The organism is Aeromonas sp. s12 (genome assembly GCF_040907925.1).
GTDB lineage: Bacteria > Pseudomonadota > Gammaproteobacteria > Enterobacterales > Aeromonadaceae > Aeromonas > Aeromonas veronii.
The window spans coordinates 1-20,175 of record NZ_JBFOCT010000045.1 but is presented as its reverse complement, the minus strand read 5'-3'; the positions used below and the strand labels follow the sequence as shown (position 1 = coordinate 20,175).

16 protein-coding genes are annotated in these 20,175 nt (G+C 58.6%); 6 read left to right on the top strand and 10 right to left on the bottom strand.

Annotation, left to right across the window (positions count from 1 at the left end; genetic code table 11):
- Positions 1-12 precede the first annotated feature (12 nt).
- The 4 genes from AB5Y67_RS21275 to tapM are packed head-to-tail and all read right to left on the bottom strand — an operon-like array spanning position 13 to position 2,766.
- Positions 13-546, bottom strand: coding sequence for a pilus assembly protein PilP (locus AB5Y67_RS21275; RefSeq protein ID WP_064340841.1), 534 nt, complete (start codon positions 544-546; stop codon positions 13-15).
- A complete protein-coding gene (gene tapO, locus AB5Y67_RS21270; protein ID WP_064340840.1) occupies positions 543-1,142 on the bottom strand; it encodes a PilO family type IV pilus biogenesis protein TapO in 600 nt (199 codons plus the stop codon). Before tapO ends, AB5Y67_RS21275 begins: the two co-directional genes overlap by 4 nt.
- Positions 1,139-1,717, bottom strand: a complete 579-nt coding sequence (gene tapN, locus AB5Y67_RS21265) for a PilN family type IV pilus biogenesis protein TapN (RefSeq protein WP_005353997.1) — start codon at positions 1,715-1,717, stop codon at positions 1,139-1,141. Before tapN ends, tapO begins: the two co-directional genes overlap by 4 nt.
- A complete protein-coding gene (gene tapM / locus AB5Y67_RS21260) occupies positions 1,705-2,766 on the bottom strand; it encodes a PilM family type IVa pilus assembly protein TapM (RefSeq protein ID WP_005335023.1) in 1,062 nt (353 codons plus the stop codon). The genes tapN and tapM overlap by 13 nt, the downstream gene beginning before the upstream one ends.
- A gap of 300 nt (positions 2,767-3,066) precedes the next feature.
- On the opposite strand from tapM, the gene AB5Y67_RS21255 reads away from it, so the two are divergent.
- Positions 3,067-5,538, top strand: coding sequence for a penicillin-binding protein 1A (locus tag AB5Y67_RS21255; protein WP_199427306.1), 2,472 nt, complete (start codon positions 3,067-3,069; stop codon positions 5,536-5,538).
- Between the two features lie 49 nt (positions 5,539-5,587).
- On the opposite strand, the gene oxyR is transcribed toward AB5Y67_RS21255, so the two are convergent.
- The 4 genes from oxyR to AB5Y67_RS21235 form a co-directional block, all read right to left on the bottom strand.
- Positions 5,588-6,487 carry a DNA-binding transcriptional regulator OxyR gene (gene oxyR, locus AB5Y67_RS21250; protein WP_005354003.1) on the bottom strand — a complete coding sequence of 300 codons (900 nt, stop codon included), beginning with the start codon at positions 6,485-6,487 and terminating at the stop codon, positions 5,588-5,590.
- Positions 6,488-6,643: 156 nt separating this feature from the next.
- Positions 6,644-8,284 carry a methyl-accepting chemotaxis protein gene (locus AB5Y67_RS21245; RefSeq protein WP_199427307.1) on the bottom strand — a complete coding sequence of 547 codons (1,641 nt, stop codon included), beginning with the start codon at positions 8,282-8,284 and terminating at the stop codon, positions 6,644-6,646.
- A 172-nt stretch (positions 8,285-8,456) separates the two neighbouring features.
- Complete coding sequence (locus tag AB5Y67_RS21240) at positions 8,457-9,101, bottom strand: DsbA family protein (RefSeq protein ID WP_199427308.1); 645 nt, start codon at positions 9,099-9,101, stop codon at positions 8,457-8,459.
- Between the two features lie 75 nt (positions 9,102-9,176).
- A complete protein-coding gene (locus tag AB5Y67_RS21235) occupies positions 9,177-10,037 on the bottom strand; it encodes a Vmh family MBL fold metallo-hydrolase (RefSeq protein WP_199427373.1) in 861 nt (286 codons plus the stop codon).
- A 126-nt stretch (positions 10,038-10,163) separates the two neighbouring features.
- Here AB5Y67_RS21235 and AB5Y67_RS21230 point away from each other — a divergent pair, with 126 nt between their 5' ends.
- Positions 10,164-11,063 carry a LysR family transcriptional regulator gene (locus AB5Y67_RS21230; RefSeq protein WP_005362277.1) on the top strand — a complete coding sequence of 300 codons (900 nt, stop codon included), beginning with the start codon at positions 10,164-10,166 and terminating at the stop codon, positions 11,061-11,063.
- A 66-nt stretch (positions 11,064-11,129) separates the two neighbouring features.
- Here AB5Y67_RS21230 and AB5Y67_RS21225 read toward each other — a convergent pair whose 3' ends face one another.
- Positions 11,130-11,909: a BPSS1780 family membrane protein gene (locus AB5Y67_RS21225; protein ID WP_199427309.1), complete on the bottom strand. Its 780-nt coding sequence runs from the start codon at positions 11,907-11,909 to the stop codon at positions 11,130-11,132.
- A 302-nt stretch (positions 11,910-12,211) separates the two neighbouring features.
- Here AB5Y67_RS21225 and AB5Y67_RS21220 point away from each other — a divergent pair, with 302 nt between their 5' ends.
- The gene (locus tag AB5Y67_RS21220; RefSeq protein ID WP_199427310.1) at positions 12,212-13,033 is read left to right on the top strand and encodes a peptidoglycan DD-metalloendopeptidase family protein; all 822 of its coding nucleotides are present in this window, start codon (positions 12,212-12,214) and stop codon (positions 13,031-13,033) included.
- 88 nt (positions 13,034-13,121) lie between these two features.
- On the opposite strand, the gene AB5Y67_RS21215 is transcribed toward AB5Y67_RS21220, so the two are convergent.
- Positions 13,122-14,459, bottom strand: coding sequence for an MATE family efflux transporter (locus AB5Y67_RS21215; RefSeq protein ID WP_199427311.1), 1,338 nt, complete (start codon positions 14,457-14,459; stop codon positions 13,122-13,124).
- Between the two features lie 155 nt (positions 14,460-14,614).
- Here AB5Y67_RS21215 and mscM point away from each other — a divergent pair, with 155 nt between their 5' ends.
- From mscM to AB5Y67_RS21200, 3 genes are all read left to right on the top strand, one after another.
- A complete protein-coding gene (gene mscM, locus AB5Y67_RS21210; protein WP_005362283.1) occupies positions 14,615-17,896 on the top strand; it encodes a miniconductance mechanosensitive channel MscM in 3,282 nt (1,093 codons plus the stop codon).
- 24 nt (positions 17,897-17,920) lie between these two features.
- A complete protein-coding gene (locus AB5Y67_RS21205; RefSeq protein WP_199427312.1) occupies positions 17,921-18,604 on the top strand; it encodes a glycerophosphodiester phosphodiesterase family protein in 684 nt (227 codons plus the stop codon).
- A 153-nt stretch (positions 18,605-18,757) separates the two neighbouring features.
- Positions 18,758-20,175 (top strand): methyl-accepting chemotaxis protein (locus AB5Y67_RS21200; protein WP_368166881.1); only part of this gene is annotated, 1,418 nt, incomplete at its 3' end.

Sequence of the window (20,175 nt, the reverse complement as noted above, 5' to 3'; positions counted from 1 at the left end):
GTTCGTCCCTGATTATTGTTTTTCTTGCACATTGGCCATTGCCAACTGGGTTTCTCTTGTTACCCAGCACCCCTTCCCGTCCGGAATGGTTTCCAGCAAATCCACGGCAGTGTCAGTGATCTTGATGACCCGGCCCTGATCAAGCCCCATATACTGGTTGAGCCCGACCCGCATCGATTTGCCATCCGGGGTGCTGATCAAGGCCCACAACTGACCTGCCTTACCCAAAGAACCATGCATCGACAGACTGGCCAGCGAATAATTTTCCAGCACCTCTTTCTCACGATCGATCAGGGTCTGAGCACAATCCGGCTGGGCCTTGGTAGTACTTGTACTTCCGACCGTCGCCTCAGGCTGGGGAACCATGAAGGGGCTGCGCAACTCGCGTTGCTGGTAGTGCATGGGGGCAAAGGGCTTCAGCTCGGGCAAGGGCTCGATAGGTATGGGCGGCCTTGCTTTGGTCTGGGCGACATAGCTATCCATGTCCTCCTGGCCACCACACGCCGCCAGCAAGAGAGCAGGCAATAACCAGCAGATGCGTCTCATTGTTTCGGCTCCACTGTTTTACCGTTGTACTTGTAGGTCTTGGCCAGCATCGACATCGAAATCAGCTCCCCTTCATCCTTGCTCTGACCCAGAGTGAAGGAGTCAAGGATGACGATACGGGGCAAAGCGGCCATGTCAGAGGTGAACTTGCCAATTTCATGGTAAGTGCCCACGACTTCGATACGCATTGGTAGCTCGGTTGAAAACTCGTGCTTTACCTCGGGTTCCCAGTTGATCCGGTTCAATTTCAAGCCGTTGTCGGTAGCAATAAAGCTGATATCGTCCAGCAGACCGGCGACCTCATGGGTATTGGGCAACTGCTTGAGCTGGGTATCAACCAGTTGCTCAAGCTGAACCATTTGCGCCTTGTATGCCCCCAGGTTGGCAGCCAGCATCGCCTTGCTTTCAAACTGGGCTTTCAGTTCGGTCTCTTTCCCCGCTTCCTGAGTCAAACTGGTCAGTGAGTTGGCAATCACGTAGTAGTAGATGGCGCCGCCGGTCAACACGCAGCAGAAAAAGATGAAGACCCCTTTTGCCCATTTTGGCCAGCTTGCTATGTCATTGATATCCAACTCGTTGAGTTGCTGAAGGTTCATTGTTGCTCCTTGGCCACATTCCCTGCAGCCGCAGCATTGTTGGCGATCAGGAACATCATGGAAAACTGGCTCAATGACACTGGCGCAACATCAGCCGCAAAAATAGTGCTTATCTTTGCCTGACCCAACCAACCGGAACCATCAATCCGCCGCATCATGCTGGCCACCCGACCATAGGCTTCGGTCTTGCCATTTACATCAATAATATTGTTCTGCATCGAGAGGGTGTTGAGGTAAACCCCATTGGGTACCAATGAAGGCAGCTGATTGAAGAGGCGGACGGGCACATTGCGTCGCATCTGCAACTGCTCGATGAGCTGCATCCGATCGATCAATTCCTTGCGACGCTCTTTGAGCAGACGGATCTCCCCCAGTTGGGCATCCAGAATAGTCATCTCCTGAACCAGCCTCTGGTTGCGCTGCTGCTGGGCGACGATCTGGCGATCAACCAGCCAGTTGGCAAAAAATCCCAGCGCGACCGTGGCCAGCACAAAAATCCCCAGCAAGGCCCCGAACTGTTTCTTTTGGCGCTGGGCCCGGGCTTCACGCCAGGGTAGAAGGTTTATATTTGACATGGTGTGAAACTCCTCAGAGCCAACCCGAATGCCGTCATATATTTAGCACCATGTACCAGCTCGGCCTCTCCTTTCGGTTTGCCAAACAGAGCGAACAGATCCGGGTGCAATACCTCGCAATTGACCTCTTCTTTTACCTGCACCAACAAACCGGGCAGCAGACTGCCTCCCCCCGTCAGCACCAGTTTTGCGATGTCGCGATAACCGGATGAACTGCAAAAGAGCTGGATATTGCGCCGCACTTGCTGCAGCAGCGAGTTGATGTGGGGCATCAGCACATCCAGCTCATGGTCAACAGGCAAGGTACCTTTGGTTTTAGCCTGCTCAGCCTCATCCAGCGTCATGCCATAAAAGGAGGAGAGCGCCTGGCTGTACTGATCGCCGCCGAAGTTTTGCAAGCGGGAGTAGATCACCTCTCCCTTGACCAGCGCCGCAAAGGTCATGGCACTGGCACCGATATCTATCACCCCGATCGGCCGTTCACTCTCCTGCAATTCGGGCAGACAGGCCACCACGGCACGACCCAGCGCATGGGCGCCCACATCCACCACCTTGACGGCAATACCGGCTTCGGCAAGGGCGCTGACCCGGCCGTTGACACTCTCGGTACGGGCTGCACTCAGCAGCACATCCTGACGATCTTCACTGTTGTTGGTGCTCAGCACCTCAAAGTCGAGGCTCACTTCATCGAGGGGGAAGGGAATGATCTGCTCGGCCTCCAGCTGCACCTGATTCTCCAGCTCCTTGTCGCTGAGGCGGGCATCAATCTGGATCACCTTGGTAATCACGTTGGAACCGGTCACCGCAGTGGCGGCATAGTCGCTGTGAGTTGGAATAAGACGCTTGAGGGTCTTGAGAGATTGGCTGACGCGCTCGATATCCTGCAATTGATAGTCAACCAGCGTCCCTTTCGGGGTGGCAATATCGGCGACAGATTCGAGATGAAGCTTGCCGGGTCGGCCACTGAGGGTAACGGCCTTGATGGTCTGGCTGCCAAAATCAATGCCCACCAGAGGGAGGAGGGATCCCTTGTTAAAAAGCCCAAACATATACACATCCATGCGTTATTTGGTTTTATTCCTGAACAGAGTGTAGGACACCCGATCAGAGGAGTGCTTCACTCATCCTAAATGCTCTAACTATCAATGTCATAAAGTTTATGCCGAAAAGTGACCCATCTCGCTTTCTTCATGGCAAGTGGCCCTCCTTGGTTATTGCTCCCCGTAGTGCTAACCTCTCGCATCCTTTTGAGGTGGGTGGCTCGCCACAGGAAAACCTCGAATTCCCGATGGCAAAAGGGCTATACTCTGCGCCCGTTGGCTAATTTTAAGACGATTGGTAGTTCTTCCATGCTGAAATGGCTCGTTCGCCTGTTTATTGTCATGATGCTGGGTGCAGTGCTGGGTGTTGCCAGCCTCATCGGTATCTACTTCTATATCAAACCCCAACTGCCCGATGTCACCGCACTGCGTGACGTCAAGCTGGCAACCCCGATGCGGGTTTACAGCCGGGATGGAGAGTTGATCGCCCAATATGGCGAAATTCGTCGCATTCCGCTGCGTCTGGACGAAATTCCGCAACCCATGATCGATGCCGTACTGGCGACCGAAGATGCACGTTTCTATGAGCACCCGGGCATTGACCCGATAGGTATCATTCGAGCCGCATCTGTCTGGGCTGTTTCCGGCCATGCCCGTCAGGGTGCCAGTACCATCACCCAGCAGGTTGCCCGCAACTTCTTCCTGAGCAATGAGAAGACCATCATCCGCAAGATCAAGGAGGTCTTCCTGGCCTGGCGGATCGAGCAGAATCTCTCAAAAGATGAGATCCTCGAACTCTACCTCAACAAGATCCCCCTCGGTTATCGCTCCTTCGGGATCGGTGCTGCGGCACAGGTTTACTTTGGTAAAGAGGTCAAGGATCTGGGACTGGACGAGATCGCCATCATTGCAGGTCTGCCGAAAGCCCCCTCCATGCTCAACCCCATCCGCTCCCCCGAGCGCGCCTTTGCTCGCCGCAACGTGGTGCTGGGCCGGATGCTGGAAACCGGCAAGATCACCCAAGCCCAGTTTGACGAAGCGTCCAAGATGCCGATCAAGGCCCGTTTTCACGGCGCCGAAGTGACCCTGCACGCCCCCTATCTGGGGGAAATGGTGCGCCAGAAGATGGTCGAGCAGTTCGGTGAAGATGCCTATACCATGGGCCTGCACGTCTACACTACCGTCTCTGCCGAACGTCAGCGGGCGGCAAGACAGGCACTGCTCGATGGCGTTTTTGCCTATGACATGCGCCACGGCTATCGCGGCCCAACGGCTCAGTTATGGAAGGCTGGCGAGACAGCCTGGGATTACGAGCAGATTGTCGCTCACCTTGGCAAGCAGCCCACTTATGATCCGCTGATGGCGGCGGTCGTGACCCAGCTTGGTGATCGCAGCGCCACGCTGGTACTGAAGAATGGCAAGGAAGCAGAGCTCGGCTGGAACGGCATTAAATGGGCCCGCTCCTTTATTACCGACGACCGTCAGAGCTATGCCCCGAAATCGGCGCGCGATGTGCTGAAAGTCGGCGCCCAGATCTGGGTACGGGAAGAGGGCGAAGAGTTGCTGCTGGCCCAAATCCCGGACGTCAACGCCGCGCTGGTTGCCATGAACCCGAAAAATGGGGCACTGGAAGCACTGGTCGGTGGTTTCAGCTTCGAACTCTCCAAATTCAACCGGGTCGATCAGGCGCGTCGCCAGATCGGTTCCAATATCAAGCCCTTCCTCTATGCGACCGCGCTGGAGCATGGCTATACCCTGGCGTCGCTCATCAACGATGCGCCGATCAACCAGTGGGATCCGTCAAAAGGGCCCATGTGGCAGCCCAAGAACTCCCCGGCCGTTTATGATGGCCCCACCCCGCTGCGTCTGGGTCTGGCCAAGTCCAAGAACGTGATGTCGGTTCGACTGATGCGCGCCATCGGTCTGGATACCTATATCGACGGTCTGACCCGCTTTGGCTTCCCCCGCGACTTCATCTCTCCCCATGAGTCGCTGGCGCTGGGCGCTGCCGAATTCACCCCCCTCGAAGTGGTACGTGGTTACTCGGTACTGGCCAACGGTGGCTTCCTGGTTACCCCATACTTCATTGACAAAGTGACCGACAGTCTGGAGAACACCCTCTATCAGGCCAATCCTGCTATTGCTTGCACCACCTGCGAACAGCAGGCCGCACCCGAGCAGAGCACACTACCGGAGCCAACTGTTGATGGAGCCGCACAAGATGGCACGCAGACCCCTCTCGCGCCAACCATCGCCCCGCATACCATCAGTGCCCAGAGTGCGTTCCTGATCACCGACACCCTGAGCACAGCCATCTGGGGTGGCAACGGCTGGCGTGGTACCGGCTGGCGTGCAGCCCGCGACCTGAAACGTCACGATATCTCAGGCAAAACCGGTACCACCAACGAATCGCGGGATGCCTGGTTCTCCGGCTACACCCCGGACATCGTTGCCACCTCCTGGATCGGTTTTGACAACCACCAGCGTGGCCTTGGCCGTGCCGAGTTTGGTGGCGGCGCCGCGCAGCCTATCTGGATCGACTTCATGAAAGTCGCCCTCAAAAAGCTGCCGGAGCACAAAATGCCGGTTCCCGAAGGGATCATGACAGTGAAGATTGATAGCGAAACCGGCCTGCTGGCAACCAGTGGCGGCACCGACGAATACTTCAAGGAAGGGACCGAGCCGACCCGCTACGCAGCACCGAGCTCGGATGGCAATCAGGTCTACGGCGGTGACAACCCCGATGTGGAAGGGCCTGTCTCAACCGACGATATCTTCTAAGCTGCTCTTGCGGCAGAAGCAAAACCGGCAGCCTTGGCTGCCGGTTTTTTTATTGGGCCAACTGCTTGCTCATCAGCGTGGCGATCGAGGCGGCCAGCTCGTTGAAACAGGGGCGACGCACCGAGTAGTGGCGATAGAGCAGCGAGATGGTGCGCCCCGGCACAGGGTCAACCACAGGTCGATAGCTCACACCACCCTCATCATGATCGGCAGGTACGGCCAGCTTTGGCACCAGGGTCATGCCACTACCGGCGGCCACCATGTTGCGCAGGGTCTCCAGACTGGTGCCCTTGAAGCGTTGATCCTCACCTATCCCGCCAGCGAAACAGAATCCCATCGCCTGATCCCGCAAACAGTGGCCATCGGCCAGCATCAGCAATTTCTTGCCCTTTAGATTGCCGAGTGGCACCTGCCTGGCCTGTGCTTCGGGATGATGGCAAGGCACCGCCAGCCACATCGGCTCGTGGTAGAGCTGGATTGAGCCAAATCCCTCCATCCCTGGCATCTCGGCCAGAATGACGCAATCCAGCTCCCCCTCTTCCAGCCGTTTGAGCAGGGTTTGGGTCTGCTCCTCATAGAGGTAAAACTCCAGCTGGGGAAAACGCTCACGCAGGGTCTGGATAATGCGGGGCAACAGGTAGGGGCCCACGGTCGGAATAAAACCGATATGGATCTCCCCTGACATCGGTTCGGAGAAGTGCTGACCGATGCTCTTGAGCTCGCGCACCTCCTTGAGCACCCGACGCGCCTGATGGGCCATGGCATCGCCAGCCGGAGTAAACAGCACCTTGCGCGAGGTACGTTCGATCAGAATGACCCCGAGTTCATCCTCCAGCTTGCGCAGCTGGCCGCTCAGGGTGGGTTGACTGACAAAGCAGCGTTCAGCAGCTTTGCGAAAATGTTTTTCCTCATCCAGCGCCACCAGATATTCGAGATCGCGAAGATTCATACAGCAAGAGTCCTGCCTGGAAAATGGGCCATCAGCATGCACAATATCGTCCGGCGGGACAAGTCATCCGCTCGCGGTGAACCTCTCTGGCTACCTCTCCAAAACAGAAAAGCCCGATCACCTTGCGGTAATCGGGCTGTTTGACTCGCCGAGGGATTACACCCTGAAACGGCGCACCATATCCTGCAACTGGGTAGCCAAATGGTTCAACTCGTTGCACGCCTGAGCCATCTGGGTGGCACCGGCGGCCACCTCTTCGGAAGCATGGCTGATATTGACCACGTTACGGTTGAGCTCCTCGCTCACTGCTCCCTGTTCTTCGGTGGCCGTTGCAATCTGGATGTTCATGTGAGAGATGCTGCTGACCGAGCCACTGATCTGGGAAATGGACTCGCCCGCTTCCCGCGCGGTAGCAACCGTGGTGTTCATCAGCTCCTGACTCTGTTGCATGGTACTGCCGGCCTGTTCGGCACGCTGCTGTAACTCGGCAATAATGGTGTTGATCTGGGAGGTGGAATCCTGAGTGCGCTTGGCCAGAGTACGCACCTCATCGGCCACCACCGCAAAACCCCGCCCCTGCTCACCGGCACGGGCCGCTTCAATGGCGGCGTTCAATGCCAGCAGGTTGGTCTGTTCGGCAATGCCACGGATCACCTCTAGCACCATACCGATATTGCGGCTGTCATCGCCCAGTTGGCGGATCACCACCGCGGTACTCTCGATGGCACCGGCGACCCGCTCGATGCGCAGAATGGAGTCATTCACCGTTTGCGCACCAATCTCTGCCGTTTCGCTGGCCGAGGTAGCGGCACTGGCCGCATCGCTGGTGTTGCGAGAGACCTCCTGCACCGTAGCCTGCATCTCGTTCATCGCCGTCGCCAGCTGGTTCAGCTCATGTTGCTGAGCATGCATGTTGTTGGCTGACTGGCTGGCAACAGAGCTGATCTCCTCCGCAGCGGAACTCAGTTGAACCACAGAGCCCGATACTTCACTCACCAGGGTGCGCAGATTGGTCTGCATCTCACCAAACCCTTTGGCAAGGGTTCCCAGTTCATCATTGTTGAACTGCTGCATATCGATACGGGAGGTGAGATCACCAGAGGAGACACGACGGGTCTGTTCCAGTAACGCCATCACGGGGTTGCGGATCTGACCAGTCAGCAGCCAGGCAATTGCCACCACAAAACCCAGCGTCACCAGACTGACGATGACGCTCATGGTTCTGGCACTGCTGTAGAGCGCCTCCACATCTTTTGTCATCTGGGCCGCAATCTCGTTATTGATTTCCCGCAAGCGGAAGGATTTTGCTCCCACCTCCTCCAGAGCGACCCGGGTTTCGTTTTTGCGCAGACTTCTGACTCGCTCCAGATCGCCAGCAGCAAAGGCGCTCAACAGTTGGTCATGCACCGCAAAATACTTGGCCCCCGCCGCAACCACCTGCTCATAAACCTGTTTCTCTTCGCCAGTAGCGAAAGGTAAAGCACCGTATTTTTGGGCGGCCTGTTCAAACTCCTGCTTGGCCTTATTGAAGGTCAGGGTGCGATCGCTGACCTCTTGATCATCCTTGTTCAGACCACCGATGACCTGGGCCAGCTCTGAGCGGCGCGCATCCAGAATGGCAACATGCATCTGGCTGGCATAGCGGGTTGACGGCAGCAGGTTGTCAGTGATGGTTTCGGTATCACCATAGAGCTTTGCCAACTGGCTGATGGAAAACCAGGCCAAGCCCAGTACCAGCAGTGCCAGGATGGCGAATCCGGCACTCAATTTCTGGCCGATAGACATGTTTTTGAACATATGGGGGCTTCCTTGAAATGAGTCTGCACTCCCGCAACATCCGCCGGGAATGGTCACATAGAGCATAGTCTGCAAGCAGAAAGTCGAAGGCTTTCATATCGCTTCTGCATACAGGAATATCGGCTCATTCACTCCACTTCTAAAGAGACCTTGTCCGTTCACATTCTAATAACTATTCCATCAACTCAAGAAGATGCTGACGCAACCCGGCTGGATCGCCCAAAAAGTCAGCCACTCGAACAGCACTCCCCTTACCGTTGTGCATCAACCCAAGGGTGGGATAACCCTGACCGCCCAGCCGTTTCATCCAGCCCTGGCTATCTGCCAGATGTTGCAGCAAGGGGGCCTGCAGATAAGCTTGCTGGAATGCCTCGGCTGCAATCCCCTGCTCTGCCGCTAGCGTGGCTAGAAACGCTGGTTCACCAATCCAGATCCCGTCCCGATAGTGGGATTGCTGGATCCGGTGCAACATGACCAGCCCATCGCCCCCCAATGTCGTGACGGCCAAAACCGCACGGATCGGCGGCTCGGAGTCCAGCAGAGAGCCCTCCCGCAGCAGCAGTTCGTTAAAGTAGCGTTCGCCAAAATGCTGACCGGTCAGCGCCTCGATCCGCTGATCATGGGGGCGCACATAATCACGCAATGCCTCGCCCATCGGCTGACGGCGACTACCCAGCCAGAGACCGCCCGCATGCAGCTCGATCTTGAGCCCAGCAATGGTGGCTGCCGCCTGCAACAGGGGGGCGGCACCGTAGCACCAACCACAGAGCGGGTCATAGACATAATGGAGGGTGGTTTGTTGTTCGCTCATCTTCATTCTCACTTCAATCTCGGATAAAAAACCGGGCCCTTAGGCCCGGTAAAAAAACACAGGGAAAGCAGGCTCAGTGGCTTACCACTTCATCTCGCCGGTATTGACCTTGGCACCGATGGCCAGACCATCGTCAACCGGCAGTGCCGGATAGGCCTTCTTCAGAGCCTCAATCAGCTCACCGGAGTTTTTCGCCTTGGCCAGCTCCTGTTCGAAACGCTGTACATAGTCACGGGTAAAGGTCACAGCAGCAGTGCCTTTAGGAGAAGTCCCCAGGAAGTGGCCCGGTACCACGCGCTCGGGTTTCAGGGCCAGCAGGTTATCCAGCGCCTTGACCCAGTTGCTGCGAGCCGCCTTGGTCTGGCTGTCCGCCATCCAGACATGCACCCCGTGGTAGACCGGCACACCACCAAAAGCAGTCTTGATGGAAGGGGCCCAGAGGTAGGCATTCGGGGTATTCATCTCTTTGATTTCAATCTTCTCGCCATCCAGCGTCAGGTGGCTGGCGGTCATCACTTGCGGCACGGTCAGGCTCTTCGGTGCACCCTTGCCGAGGATCGGGCTCCAGTAGCTCAGCTTGGCATCCTTGGTCTTGTTGATATGGTCAACCACATGCTGGTCGGCCAGCACTTTGACATCCGGGAACGCCGCCATGACAGGCTCCAGACCGAAGTAGAAGTCGGGGTCACCGGCACTGATATAGACAGTGGTCAGCTTCTTGCCACTCTTCTTGATCATGTCGACCAGCGCCTGACCATTTTGCACATCGAACTGGGCATCGATCAGGATGGCCTCTTTGTCACCGGTCACCAGTGAGGAGGAGACCGGGAAGATCGCCTTCTCGCCAGGGTTGTAGACGGTCACGCTCAGGGGGGCGGCCAGTGCGGCGCCACTCAGCAGGGTGGTCGCCAGAGTCAGGTTGCGGATCAGGGTGTTGTTCATCATCTATTCCTCATTAAGTATTCGGGGGTTCATTTGATGGACACAGTGTATTGGATCACTTAAGGTGCAAATACAGCATAAAAAGCGCATCACTGTTGCACATATCGAACATATAGAGAGCCATACATGGATCGACTGACCGCCTTGCGGGTCTTTGTCAGCGTAGTCGAACAAGGGAGCCTGAGCGGCGCCGGAGAGAAACTGGATATGTCGCGCGCCATGGTGTCGCGCTATCTGGCCGAGCTGGAGAGCTGGATGGGCGCCCGCCTGCTGCACCGCACCACCCGTCGTCTGAGTCTGACCGGGCCAGGAGAGGAGGCGCTGAACCGGGCCCGCGCCATGCTGGCGCTCGGCGAAGAGATGGAGCAGATCGCCGTGAAGGGGGATGACGCCCCCAAAGGGCAACTGCGGATCACCAGCAGCTACTCCCTGTCAGAAGCGCTGCTGGTCGGTGCTGCCAACGACTATCTGGCGCAATACCCGGGAACGGCCATCGACATTCTGCTGCTCGACAGAACCGTCAATCTGGTGGAGGAGCGGATCGATCTGGCGGTGCGCATCACCAACGACCTCGACCCCAATCTGGTGGCGCGCCGTCTCGGCACCTGCCACTCGGTAGTCTGTGCCAGCCCGGCCTATCTGGCCCGTCATCCGATGCCACACAAGGTGCAGGATTTGGCGCTGCACAACTGCCTCACCTACACCTACTTCGGCAAGAGCCTGTGGGAGTTCAATGGACCGGATGGCCCTGAGTCAGTGCCGGTCAGCGGTAACCTGAGCGCCAATATCTCCAACCTGCTGCTGGAAGCAACGCTGGAAGGCGCAGGGATCAGCCTGCAACCCCGCTACTCGGCACAACCATATCTGGAGCGCGGAGAACTGGTGCCCCTGCTGACCGACTGGCAACCCAAGCGCCTCGGGGTATACGGGGTGTATGCCACCCGCAAGCAGATGTCGCCGCTACTGCGCAGCTTCCTCGATTTTCTGCTGGCCCGCATGGCGGCGGATCCCATCTGGCAGGAGTAAGCACTCCGCACACCCAAACATAACGAAGGGGCCGCTGCGGGCCCCTTCTTCACTCTGATCCCTTGATCAGGCTTCAAATCCGAATGGTTCTGAGTGCGGCGCTTCCGGCTGCGCACTCTCGTCCAGGAAAATATCCCGATAAGCCACATATATAGAGTAGTTGAGCGCCGGGATCACCACCAGCAGACCTACCAGCAACAGCACAGCGCCAAACAGCAACAACATGGCTGAGAGCAGCCCCCACCAGAAGAAGGGAAAAATATTGCGCCAGCAGCCGAAGAAACTCAGCCGTACCGCCTGGATGATGCCGATATCGTGGTGGTAGATCAGCGCCGGAGCAAAGGTGACCCCCATCAGCACGGGAATGATGAGCAGCATCCCCACCAGCAATACCAGCAGCAGTTGTTGCAACTGGCTGGCTGAGACCACCATGCTCTCGGGATCCTGCGTCAACAGCGGGAGCAGCCCCCACATGGAGAGCAGACCGAGACAGACGAGGCCCACCAGGCTGAACAGCAGCAACACCAGCAGACCGCCTAGCATCAGCGGGGTCAACTTGTAGCGAAAACCGGCGAAGAGATCGGCAAACTGCAGCGGCTCCCCCCGATAACCCCGAGCGGCGACCGCCACCCAACCCGCGCCCCACACCATGTAGAGCAGCTGGGAGATAAGGCCACCCGCCGGCAGTTGCTCCAGCAGCATGCCCACCATAAACCAGACCAGCACCATGGCCACGCTGATCCCCATCCCCTTGTTGAAGATATCGAACCCGCTGCGAACCCAGAGCCAGCCACGACCTGTCGTGTACCGGGCCGGAGTGGTGCGCAAAGGGGGTAATCCGTTCATATCGTCTCCTCGGAGTGTCGGTGGCATCAGTGCCGGAAGCAGATTCTAGAGCCAGGGCGGGGGCGACTCAATGGCGACGCAACCCGACCACGACATAAAACCTGACGCAGCGATGCACAAAAGGGGCGTCAGCCACGCCCCGCCACTGGCTGCCCCGACTATAACGAGGCACAATCTGTCCCCTCCTCCAACCGCACCTGTCGTGGCCAACGTGTCGTGATCACCCTTTAGTGATCGACGAATGCCGGACAGGGGGTTGTCATCCCGCTATCCCGGGCGTTTTAACATCGAGTGGTATCGTCATGAGAGTTGTGTGTTGTCTGTTGTTGTTACTGGCCAGCCAGTCAGCCCTGGCCGAGGGTTTTATCAGTCGCCTGCTCAACCATCCGGTGCCGGGCGGCGTTGCGGTGATCCCTCTTGGCGCGTCACCCACTGCCCCCACGGCCCGCTATCACGACAACCCCGTGCTGGTAGTGCGCGAAGACAACCGGTGGATCGCCATCGTCGGCATCTCTCTCAAAAACCCGCTTGGGGCACAGCAACTGACCACAGGTGATGGCCGTACTCTCGGCTTCACCGTGACCCCCAAGCACTACCGCGAGCAGCACATCAAGCTCAAGAACAGCCGTCAGGTCAATCCGCTTGCCGAGGATATGACCCGCATCAACCGCGAGCTGGCGGAGCAGACCTGGGCTTACCAGACCTTCAGCCCCAACCAGCCAAGCAACCTGCTGTTCGACAAGCCGGTCAACGGCCCCCTCTCCAGCCCGTTTGGCCTGCGTCGCTTCTTCAATGGCGAGGAGCGCAACCCCCACTCCGGCCTCGACTTCGCAGTGGGCGCCGGCACCCCGATCAAGTCCCCCGCCGCAGGCAAGGTGATCCTGATCGGCAACTACTTCTTCAATGGCAATACCGTCTTTGTCGACCACGGTCAGGGGCTCATCAGCATGTTCTGCCACATGTCGAAGATCGATGTGAAGCTCGGCCAGAACCTGCCACGTGGCGGCATCGTCGGGCGAGTCGGTTCGACCGGCCGCGCAACCGGCCCCCATATGCACTGGAACGTCAGCCTCAACGACACCCGGGTCGATCCCGCCATCTTTATCGGTGCCTTCAAGCCCTGAATCGGCAGAGCCCGTTAACAAAACATACTCTAACAAGACTGGCAGCCCATGGCTGCCTGTCTGCTATCTGCACGTCGAACCTGATTATCTATCCGGCCAGCGCGTGGGCGCCGGACTCCCGACGCATCGCCCGCCACATCACCAACACCAGCAATGAGCTGCACGTTGGCAATGCCAGCCAGACCCCCGGCACGCCCCACAGGGTCGAGAATCCCCACAAGAAACCGCCGATCAGCACCAGCTTGCCACCGGTGAGCAGGGAGGCGATGCGGGCCCGATTGATGGCCTGGAAGTAGGTGGCCCCCACCAGCAGCAAGCCCTCCATCGGCAGCCCCCAGAAGTAGAGCCAGATCCCGAGGCTCGCCACCGGCAGCAGGGTAGCGTTGTCCCCTGCAAACAGATAGACCGCCGCCTCCGGCCACAGATAAAGCGGGAACATGGCGCACAGGGCGATCCCCAACGTCACTCCGAGTGCCAGATTGCGGATCCGCAGCACCCGCTGCCAGTGACCGGCGCCCGCATTAAAGCTGGCGATGGGCTGGATACCCATGGCGATCCCCTCAAACACCAGATAGAAGAAGGCCTCGGTGTAACTGATCACCCCGTAGGCCGCCACATGCAGCGAAGTGCCGACCGCCAGCAACGCCTTGTTGTGCAGCGCCAGCACCACAGAGAGATAGAGGTACATCAGAAAACTGGAGATCCCGAGGCGCACCGTCTCGCCCATCAGCCGCAGATCTGGGCGCAGGGTGTCCCAGCTTATCCGCAGCTGGCTGCGCGGCGTGAAGAAGTGCCACAGGCAGGCGAGGCCCGTCACTGCCTGGGAGAGCATAGTGGCGGTCGCCACCCCGGCCAGTCCGAACGGAAACACCACCATCAGCAGATAGTCGAGCAGCACGTTGAGCAGCCCCCCGACTACCATGATGAGGGTGACAAATCCGGGGCGGCCATCGTTGCGCAGCAGCGAGCTGAACGCCATCGACAGCACCGCAAAGACGCCCAGCCAGGCGTAGGCCTGCAGGTAGGAGAGCCCGGCGGTGAAGATCTCCCCCTCCGCCCCCATCCAGGCCAGCATGGGCTCGCCATAACGGACTCCGATAAAACTGAGCAGTGCCGAGGCTAACAACACCATCACCAGGGCATTGCCGACGATATGGCGGGCTTTGGCCGGGTTGCCCTGCCCCAGATAGAAGGAGACCAGCGACGAGGCCCCCATGCCGATCAGCGCCCCCACCGCATAGAGCACGGCGCAGATGGGATAAGCCAGCATCAGACCGGCCATGCCATCCTGACCCAGCACATGGCCAACGAAGATGCCATCGATGGTGACATAGATGCCGGTGATCAGCATGGCCGCCACGGTCGGGGTTACGTAACGCCAGAAAAGGCGAGATAGCGGGGCTGTGCCCAGATCAACAGCTGACATATTCGACTCGGTGGAGAGAAAGCGGCCGGGATCATAGCGAAACGGCAGCACGACTTCCTGTTATTTGTGTTATGAATCATTAATATAGACTGCTTTACCCGCCTCCCTGCCCTGTTTTAGGCTAGGGCCACCTCTTCTGAACGGAAACGAGCCTCATGTTGCAACGCCTGCTCACCCTCTTGCTGCTCTCCCTTATCCTGTTGCCGCCAGCCGTGCGCGCCGACGATGCCATTGCCCAGGCCGAATCCCTGTTGCAGAGCGTGCCCAAGAGCGATACCCCGGAAAACCAGAAGCTGCGGGAGAGCTACCAGCAGGCACTGCAATTTGCCAGAGAGGCCGAGCGCTACCGTGAACAGAGCAAAGCCTATCAGCAGATCCTTATCGATTATCCCAAGGAGTCGGCGCGCCTCAAGGAGAGCCTGCACAACTATCAGCCCGCTGCTCGCCCGCCGCTGGCTAGCCTCAAGGAGGAGGCGCTGCGCCAGGCCATTGGCCTGAGCAGCAACCGCCAGCTCAACCTGCGCAAGGAGCGGCAGGGGGTGATGGACAGCCTCAACCAGCTGGAGAGCACCGGGCAGGAGTATCACCTGCGGGTGGACGATCTGCGCAAACAGCTGCAACTGACCCGCAGCCAGCTGGAGCGACTGAGCTTCAGCAGCGAATCGGATCGCCAGCAGGAGGCACAGCTGCTGCTGACCAGAATGAAAGAGCAGAGCCTCTCCGACCGGATCCAGATGCTGGAGCTGGAGCAGCTCTCGGCCCAGCAGCGCAACGATCTCGGCAAGCTGAAGCTGCAGGAGCTCAATCTGGCCATCGCTGACGAGGATGAGTGGCAAGCCAGCCTGCTGACCCAGCAGAACCAGCTGCGGAGGGAGAAGACCGAGCAGGCGCTGGAGGAGAGCGAACGGCTGCGCAAGCAGCTCACCACCGACATGCCGCTGCTGCTGGAGCAGCAACAGCAGAATCAGGCGCTCTCTATCCAGCTCGGTACACTGGAAGATCAGATTGAGCGGGTGCAAGACGAGCAGCGCAGCGTCGACAAGAATCTGTTTGAACTGAATGAGCTGGTCAACTCGGTACGCGAACAGCTGGAGTGGCTGCAGATCAGTAATGCCTACGGCGAGAACCTGCGCAGCAAACTCTCCGATCTGCCTCCCCAGTTCCCCCTCGACAAGCTGGAGTCCGCCATCGTCAGCGCCCGTATGGCCAAGTACCAGTACGAGAGCGAGCAGGATGGGCTCAAGGATACCCGCCAGCTGCGCGACAAGCTGATGGCCGAAGAGGAGGTGACGCTGGATCGGCCGCAGCAAGCTGTGCTCGACAACCTGCTCAAGGCCCGGCGCCAGCTGCTGACCCGGCTCAACGACGCCTCCGATACCCTCATTCAGGAGCAGACCCGTCTCAAGCTGCTCTACAGCCGCCAGAACAGCAAGATCGACGAGATCCGTGAGATCAGCGCCAGCCACCTGTTCTGGATGCCGGATGTGCGCCCCTTTACCCCACAGGTGATGCTCGGTATTCCTGCCGCGCTGACCCTGGCCTTCAACCCGGATAACTGGCTGCAACTGCCCTATGCCATCGCCGAGAACAGCCCGCTGAGCCTCACGCTGGCCGGTATTGGTCTGCTGGTGCTGGCCTGGAGCTGGTTCAAACTGGCCCGTCACCTGAACCTCTATTGCGACCATATTGCGCCGCGGATCGGCAAGGTAACTCAGGACAAATTCAGCCTCACCAGCCGCTTGCTGCTGCGCTCCCTGCTTGCCGCTCTCCCCTTGCCCGCCATGGTGTTGATGGTGCGCGGCCTGCTCGAAGGGGCCTGGCAATACCCGTTTGCGGTGGCGGTGGCACGCGGCCTTGGCGAGATCTGGTTTCTGCTGCTGGCGCTGGTGATGGCCCGCCATCTGACGCTGGAGCGGGGGATTTTGATCCACCACTTCCGCTGGCCCCGGGAACAGGTGCAAAAGGTGTGGGGGCAGTTTCGCACCCTGCTGCTGGTGCTGATCCCGAGTTTCTTCGTGCAAGGGATGGCCAACAGCTATCAGGAGCACGCCTTCTACGACTCCCTCGGCCGGATGGCCTTCATGATCGGTGCACTCTGGCTACTGCTCTTCTTTGCCCGCCTCAACCGGGAGCGATTGCCGCTCACCTGGGGCCAGACCGACATGACCAAGCCCCATCTGCTACACCACTTCATCTGGAACAGCCTGATGCTGGCGCCGCTGCTGGCGGTGATTGGCGCCCTGTTTGGCTACTTCTATACCTCGCGCACCCTGCTGCGCCAGCTGGAGCTTAGCCTGCTGATGGGGCTGGGTTGCCTGCTGGTCTACTATCTGGCCAGACGCTGGATGCTGATCCAGCGCCGCCGCCTCGCCTTCGAGCGCGCCAAGAGCAAGCGGGCCGAGATCCTGGCCCAGCGCGGCCGGGAAGAGGGGCATGACGAACTCAGCTCCGAGACCCCGGACGTGGTGGAAGAGACTGAGCTGGATCTCGATACCATCAGCGCCCAGTCGCTGGGGCTGGTGCGCACCTTGCTGATGCTGGGTTTCACCATGCTGGTGGTGGTGCAATGGTCTGATCTCAACTCAGCCTTCAGCTTCCTCAGCAATATCGAGGTGTGGCAGGTAAGCAGCAAGATTGGCGGCATCGAGCAGCTCTCGGCCATCACCTTGCAGGATCTGATGCTGACCGCCTTCGTCTTTATCCTGACCGTGGTGACTGCCCGCAACCTGCCGGGGCTGATGGAGCTGACCCTGCTGCAACACCTCAGCCTCTCCCCGGGTACCGGCTTTGCCCTCACGACCACCAGCAAGTATCTGGTGATCCTGATCGGTGCCCTCACCGGCTTCTCCATGCTCGGCATCGACTGGTCGAAGACCCAGTGGCTGGTCGCCGCCCTCTCGGTGGGACTGGGTTTCGGTCTGCAGGAGATCTTCGCCAACTTTGTCTCCGGCCTCATCATCCTGTTTGAGAAGCCAATCCGGCTCGGTGACACCGTCACCATCCGCGATCTCACCGGCACCGTCACCAAGATCAAGACCCGGGCAACCACCATAGTGGATTGGGATCGCAAGGAGATCATCGTGCCCAACAAGGCCTTCATCACCGAACAGTTCATCAACTGGTCGCTCTCCGATGCCATCACCCGGGTCAAACTGCGGATCCGGATCGGCCTGACCCGGGATCCGAAACTGGTGCAACGCATTCTGGAAGAGTCCATCCAGGCATCGACCCTGGTATTGGAGACGCCGACGCCAGAGGTGTTCCTGATCGAATTCACCGACTCGGCACTGATCTACGAGATCCGCCTCTACGTCAACAACATGGATCACCGGATGCCCATCACTCACGAGGTTCACTCGCTGGTGCTGGAGAAGATGCAGCAGCAGGGACTTACCCTGCCCCATCAACAGATCGACATTCACCTGAGCCGCGGCTGATCCGCGAGGTACAAGGAGCAGAACATGCAGATTATTGCCCACCGTGGCGCCAGCGGTCTGGCACCGGAAAACACCCTCAAGGCGATGGCCAAAGCGCTGGAGCTGGGAGCATCAGCCATCGAGATCGACGTGCAGGCAGCCGATTGCGAGTTGTGGGTCTTCCATGACAGGCGGCTGGATCGCTGCACCAATGGCAAGGGGGTGCTGACCGAGCAATCCCGCTCCTATCTGGAGCAGCTCGATGCCGGTGAAGGAGAGGTGATCCCGACCCTGTGGCAGGTGATGGAGATCATCGCCGGACGCTGCGAGCTGCATATCGAGCTCAAGGGCGCCCATACCGCCGATGCGGTGGCAGCCCTGACCCGACGGGCAGAGGCCGAGCTGGGCTTTACTCCCGGGCAATGGGTGGTTTCTTCCTTCCATCACCCGGAGCTGGCCCGATTTGCCGCCTTGCGGCCCGATATCCGGCTCGGTGCCCTGACCGCCAACCTGCCGCTCAACCTGGCGCAGTTTGCCGACGAACTGGGAGCCTGGTCCATCAATTGCGATGTTGATTTTATCGATGCCGCGCTGGTCGATGATGCCCATCGCCGGGGGCTCAAAGTTCTGGTTTATACCGTTGATTATCCAGAAGATTATGAAACGCTCTCTAGCATGGGGGTCGATGGAATCTTCACCAATCGACCAGATCGTTTTCTGACGCAGTGAGGGGGCGATACGCGCATGGATATCCACTGATTTAGGCACTAACTTTAAATAGCTGACCGGGATACAAAGAGTTCAACTTCAGCCGATAAACAGAGGCTTATAGCAATAACTAGATTCCACACACTTCAGACTGACGCTCACAAGGATGTAACTATGAACTTATCCATTAAAAACAAGCTTGTTCTGGCTATCGGGGTCATCATTCTGGTGATCACCGGCCTGCAGGTCTGGTACAACACCTCGCAACTGCGCAGCGAGACCCAGCGACTGGTCTGGAACATCATCGACGAAAGCTCCATGGCCAACGTCAAGGGGATCTCCCGCTGGGTCGACGCCCGGATCAGCATGGTCAGCACCACCAAGGAAGCATTCGCCAAAGAAGATGAGCCCATCAGTCATCTGGCCCAGTCCATGAATGCCGGTGGCTTCGACCTGGTCTATGCCGGTACCGCTGACGGCAAAATGATCCAGAGCAAACCGACCGACTTGCCCGCCGGTTATGACCCCCGTCAACGCCCCTGGTACAAAGACGCAATGGCTGCTGGCAAGATGACCATCACCTCCCCTTATGCCGACATCTCCACAGGCCAGCTGATTGTCACCATTGCCGAGCCGTTCCAGCGTGGCAACACCCAGGGGGTTATCGCCGGAGATGTCTCTATCAGCGCCCTTATCTCGGACATTCTGACGGTCACTACCGAGGGGACTTACGCCATTCTGGTCGACAGCAACGGCACCATCATCGCCCACCCCGATGCCTCCCTGAGTCTGAAACCCGCCACAACGCTAGCCCCCGAGTTGACCGCGTCTTACATCAATCAGATCGCTCATGACGGTACGATCAACGAGCTGGTGATCAGCGGTAAGAAAGAGGTCTTTGACTTTAACGCGATCCCCAACACCAATTGGTATTACGGCATGATGGTGGATGACGAAACCGCTTACCAGTCGGTACGCCGCATGGTCACCTCCTCACTTATTCAGGGACTTATCACCATATTGATCGTGGCTGGCTTCTCCTATGTCGCCATCAACGGCTCGCTGGCCCCTCTGAAAACCCTGGGCGAAGCGATTGCCGATCTCTCCCGTGGCAACGGCGATCTCACTCGCCGCATCAAGATTGAACGTGAGGATGAAGTAGGCGCGGTTGCCAAACACGTCAACACCTTCATCGAGCGGATCCATGTGATGGTGCAGGATATCTCCAACTCCTCCGGCCAGCTCAACCAGCAGGCCAAGTCCTCCCACAGCATGGCGGAGAAGGCCAATCAGGGGCTGGCACGCCAGCAAAACGAGATCTCCCAGATCGCCACTGCGGTACACGAGATGTCAGCCACCGCAGTCGAGGTCGCCAGCAACGCCGAGCAGACCGCCGAAGCGGCCCGCAGCTCCTCCAGCAGTTGCGAGCATGGCAAGCAGGTGATCGCCCGCAACCAGCGCTCCATCACCGATCTGGCCACCCAGGTGGAACAGGCCTCCAACATCATTCAGGAACTGGAGAAAAACGCTCAGGAGATCAACACCATCCTCTCCACCATTCAGGGCATCGCCGAGCAGACCAACCTGCTGGC

Excerpts from the sequence above, each read along its gene's own strand:
- AB5Y67_RS21275 (WP_064340841.1), bottom strand. The coding sequence starts at position 546 with ATGAGACGCATCTGCTGGTTATTGCCTGCTCTCTTGCTGGCGGCGTGT.
- tapO (WP_064340840.1), bottom strand. The coding sequence starts at position 1,142 with ATGAACCTTCAGCAACTCAACGAGTTGGATATCAATGACATAGCAAGC.
- tapN (WP_005353997.1), bottom strand. The coding sequence starts at position 1,717 with ATGTCAAATATAAACCTTCTACCCTGGCGTGAAGCCCGGGCCCAGCGC.
- tapM (WP_005335023.1), bottom strand. The coding sequence starts at position 2,766 with ATGTTTGGGCTTTTTAACAAGGGATCCCTCCTCCCTCTGGTGGGCATT.
- AB5Y67_RS21255 (WP_199427306.1), top strand. The coding sequence starts at position 3,067 with ATGCTGAAATGGCTCGTTCGCCTGTTTATTGTCATGATGCTGGGTGCA.
- oxyR (WP_005354003.1), bottom strand. The coding sequence starts at position 6,487 with ATGAATCTTCGCGATCTCGAATATCTGGTGGCGCTGGATGAGGAAAAA.
- AB5Y67_RS21245 (WP_199427307.1), bottom strand. The coding sequence starts at position 8,284 with ATGTTCAAAAACATGTCTATCGGCCAGAAATTGAGTGCCGGATTCGCC.
- AB5Y67_RS21240 (WP_199427308.1), bottom strand. The coding sequence starts at position 9,101 with ATGAAGATGAGCGAACAACAAACCACCCTCCATTATGTCTATGACCCG.
- AB5Y67_RS21235 (WP_199427373.1), bottom strand. The coding sequence starts at position 10,037 with ATGAACAACACCCTGATCCGCAACCTGACTCTGGCGACCACCCTGCTG.
- AB5Y67_RS21230 (WP_005362277.1), top strand. The coding sequence starts at position 10,164 with ATGGATCGACTGACCGCCTTGCGGGTCTTTGTCAGCGTAGTCGAACAA.
- AB5Y67_RS21225 (WP_199427309.1), bottom strand. The coding sequence starts at position 11,909 with ATGAACGGATTACCCCCTTTGCGCACCACTCCGGCCCGGTACACGACA.
- AB5Y67_RS21220 (WP_199427310.1), top strand. The coding sequence starts at position 12,212 with ATGAGAGTTGTGTGTTGTCTGTTGTTGTTACTGGCCAGCCAGTCAGCC.
- AB5Y67_RS21215 (WP_199427311.1), bottom strand. The coding sequence starts at position 14,459 with ATGTCAGCTGTTGATCTGGGCACAGCCCCGCTATCTCGCCTTTTCTGG.
- mscM (WP_005362283.1), top strand. The coding sequence starts at position 14,615 with ATGTTGCAACGCCTGCTCACCCTCTTGCTGCTCTCCCTTATCCTGTTG.
- AB5Y67_RS21205 (WP_199427312.1), top strand. The coding sequence starts at position 17,921 with ATGCAGATTATTGCCCACCGTGGCGCCAGCGGTCTGGCACCGGAAAAC.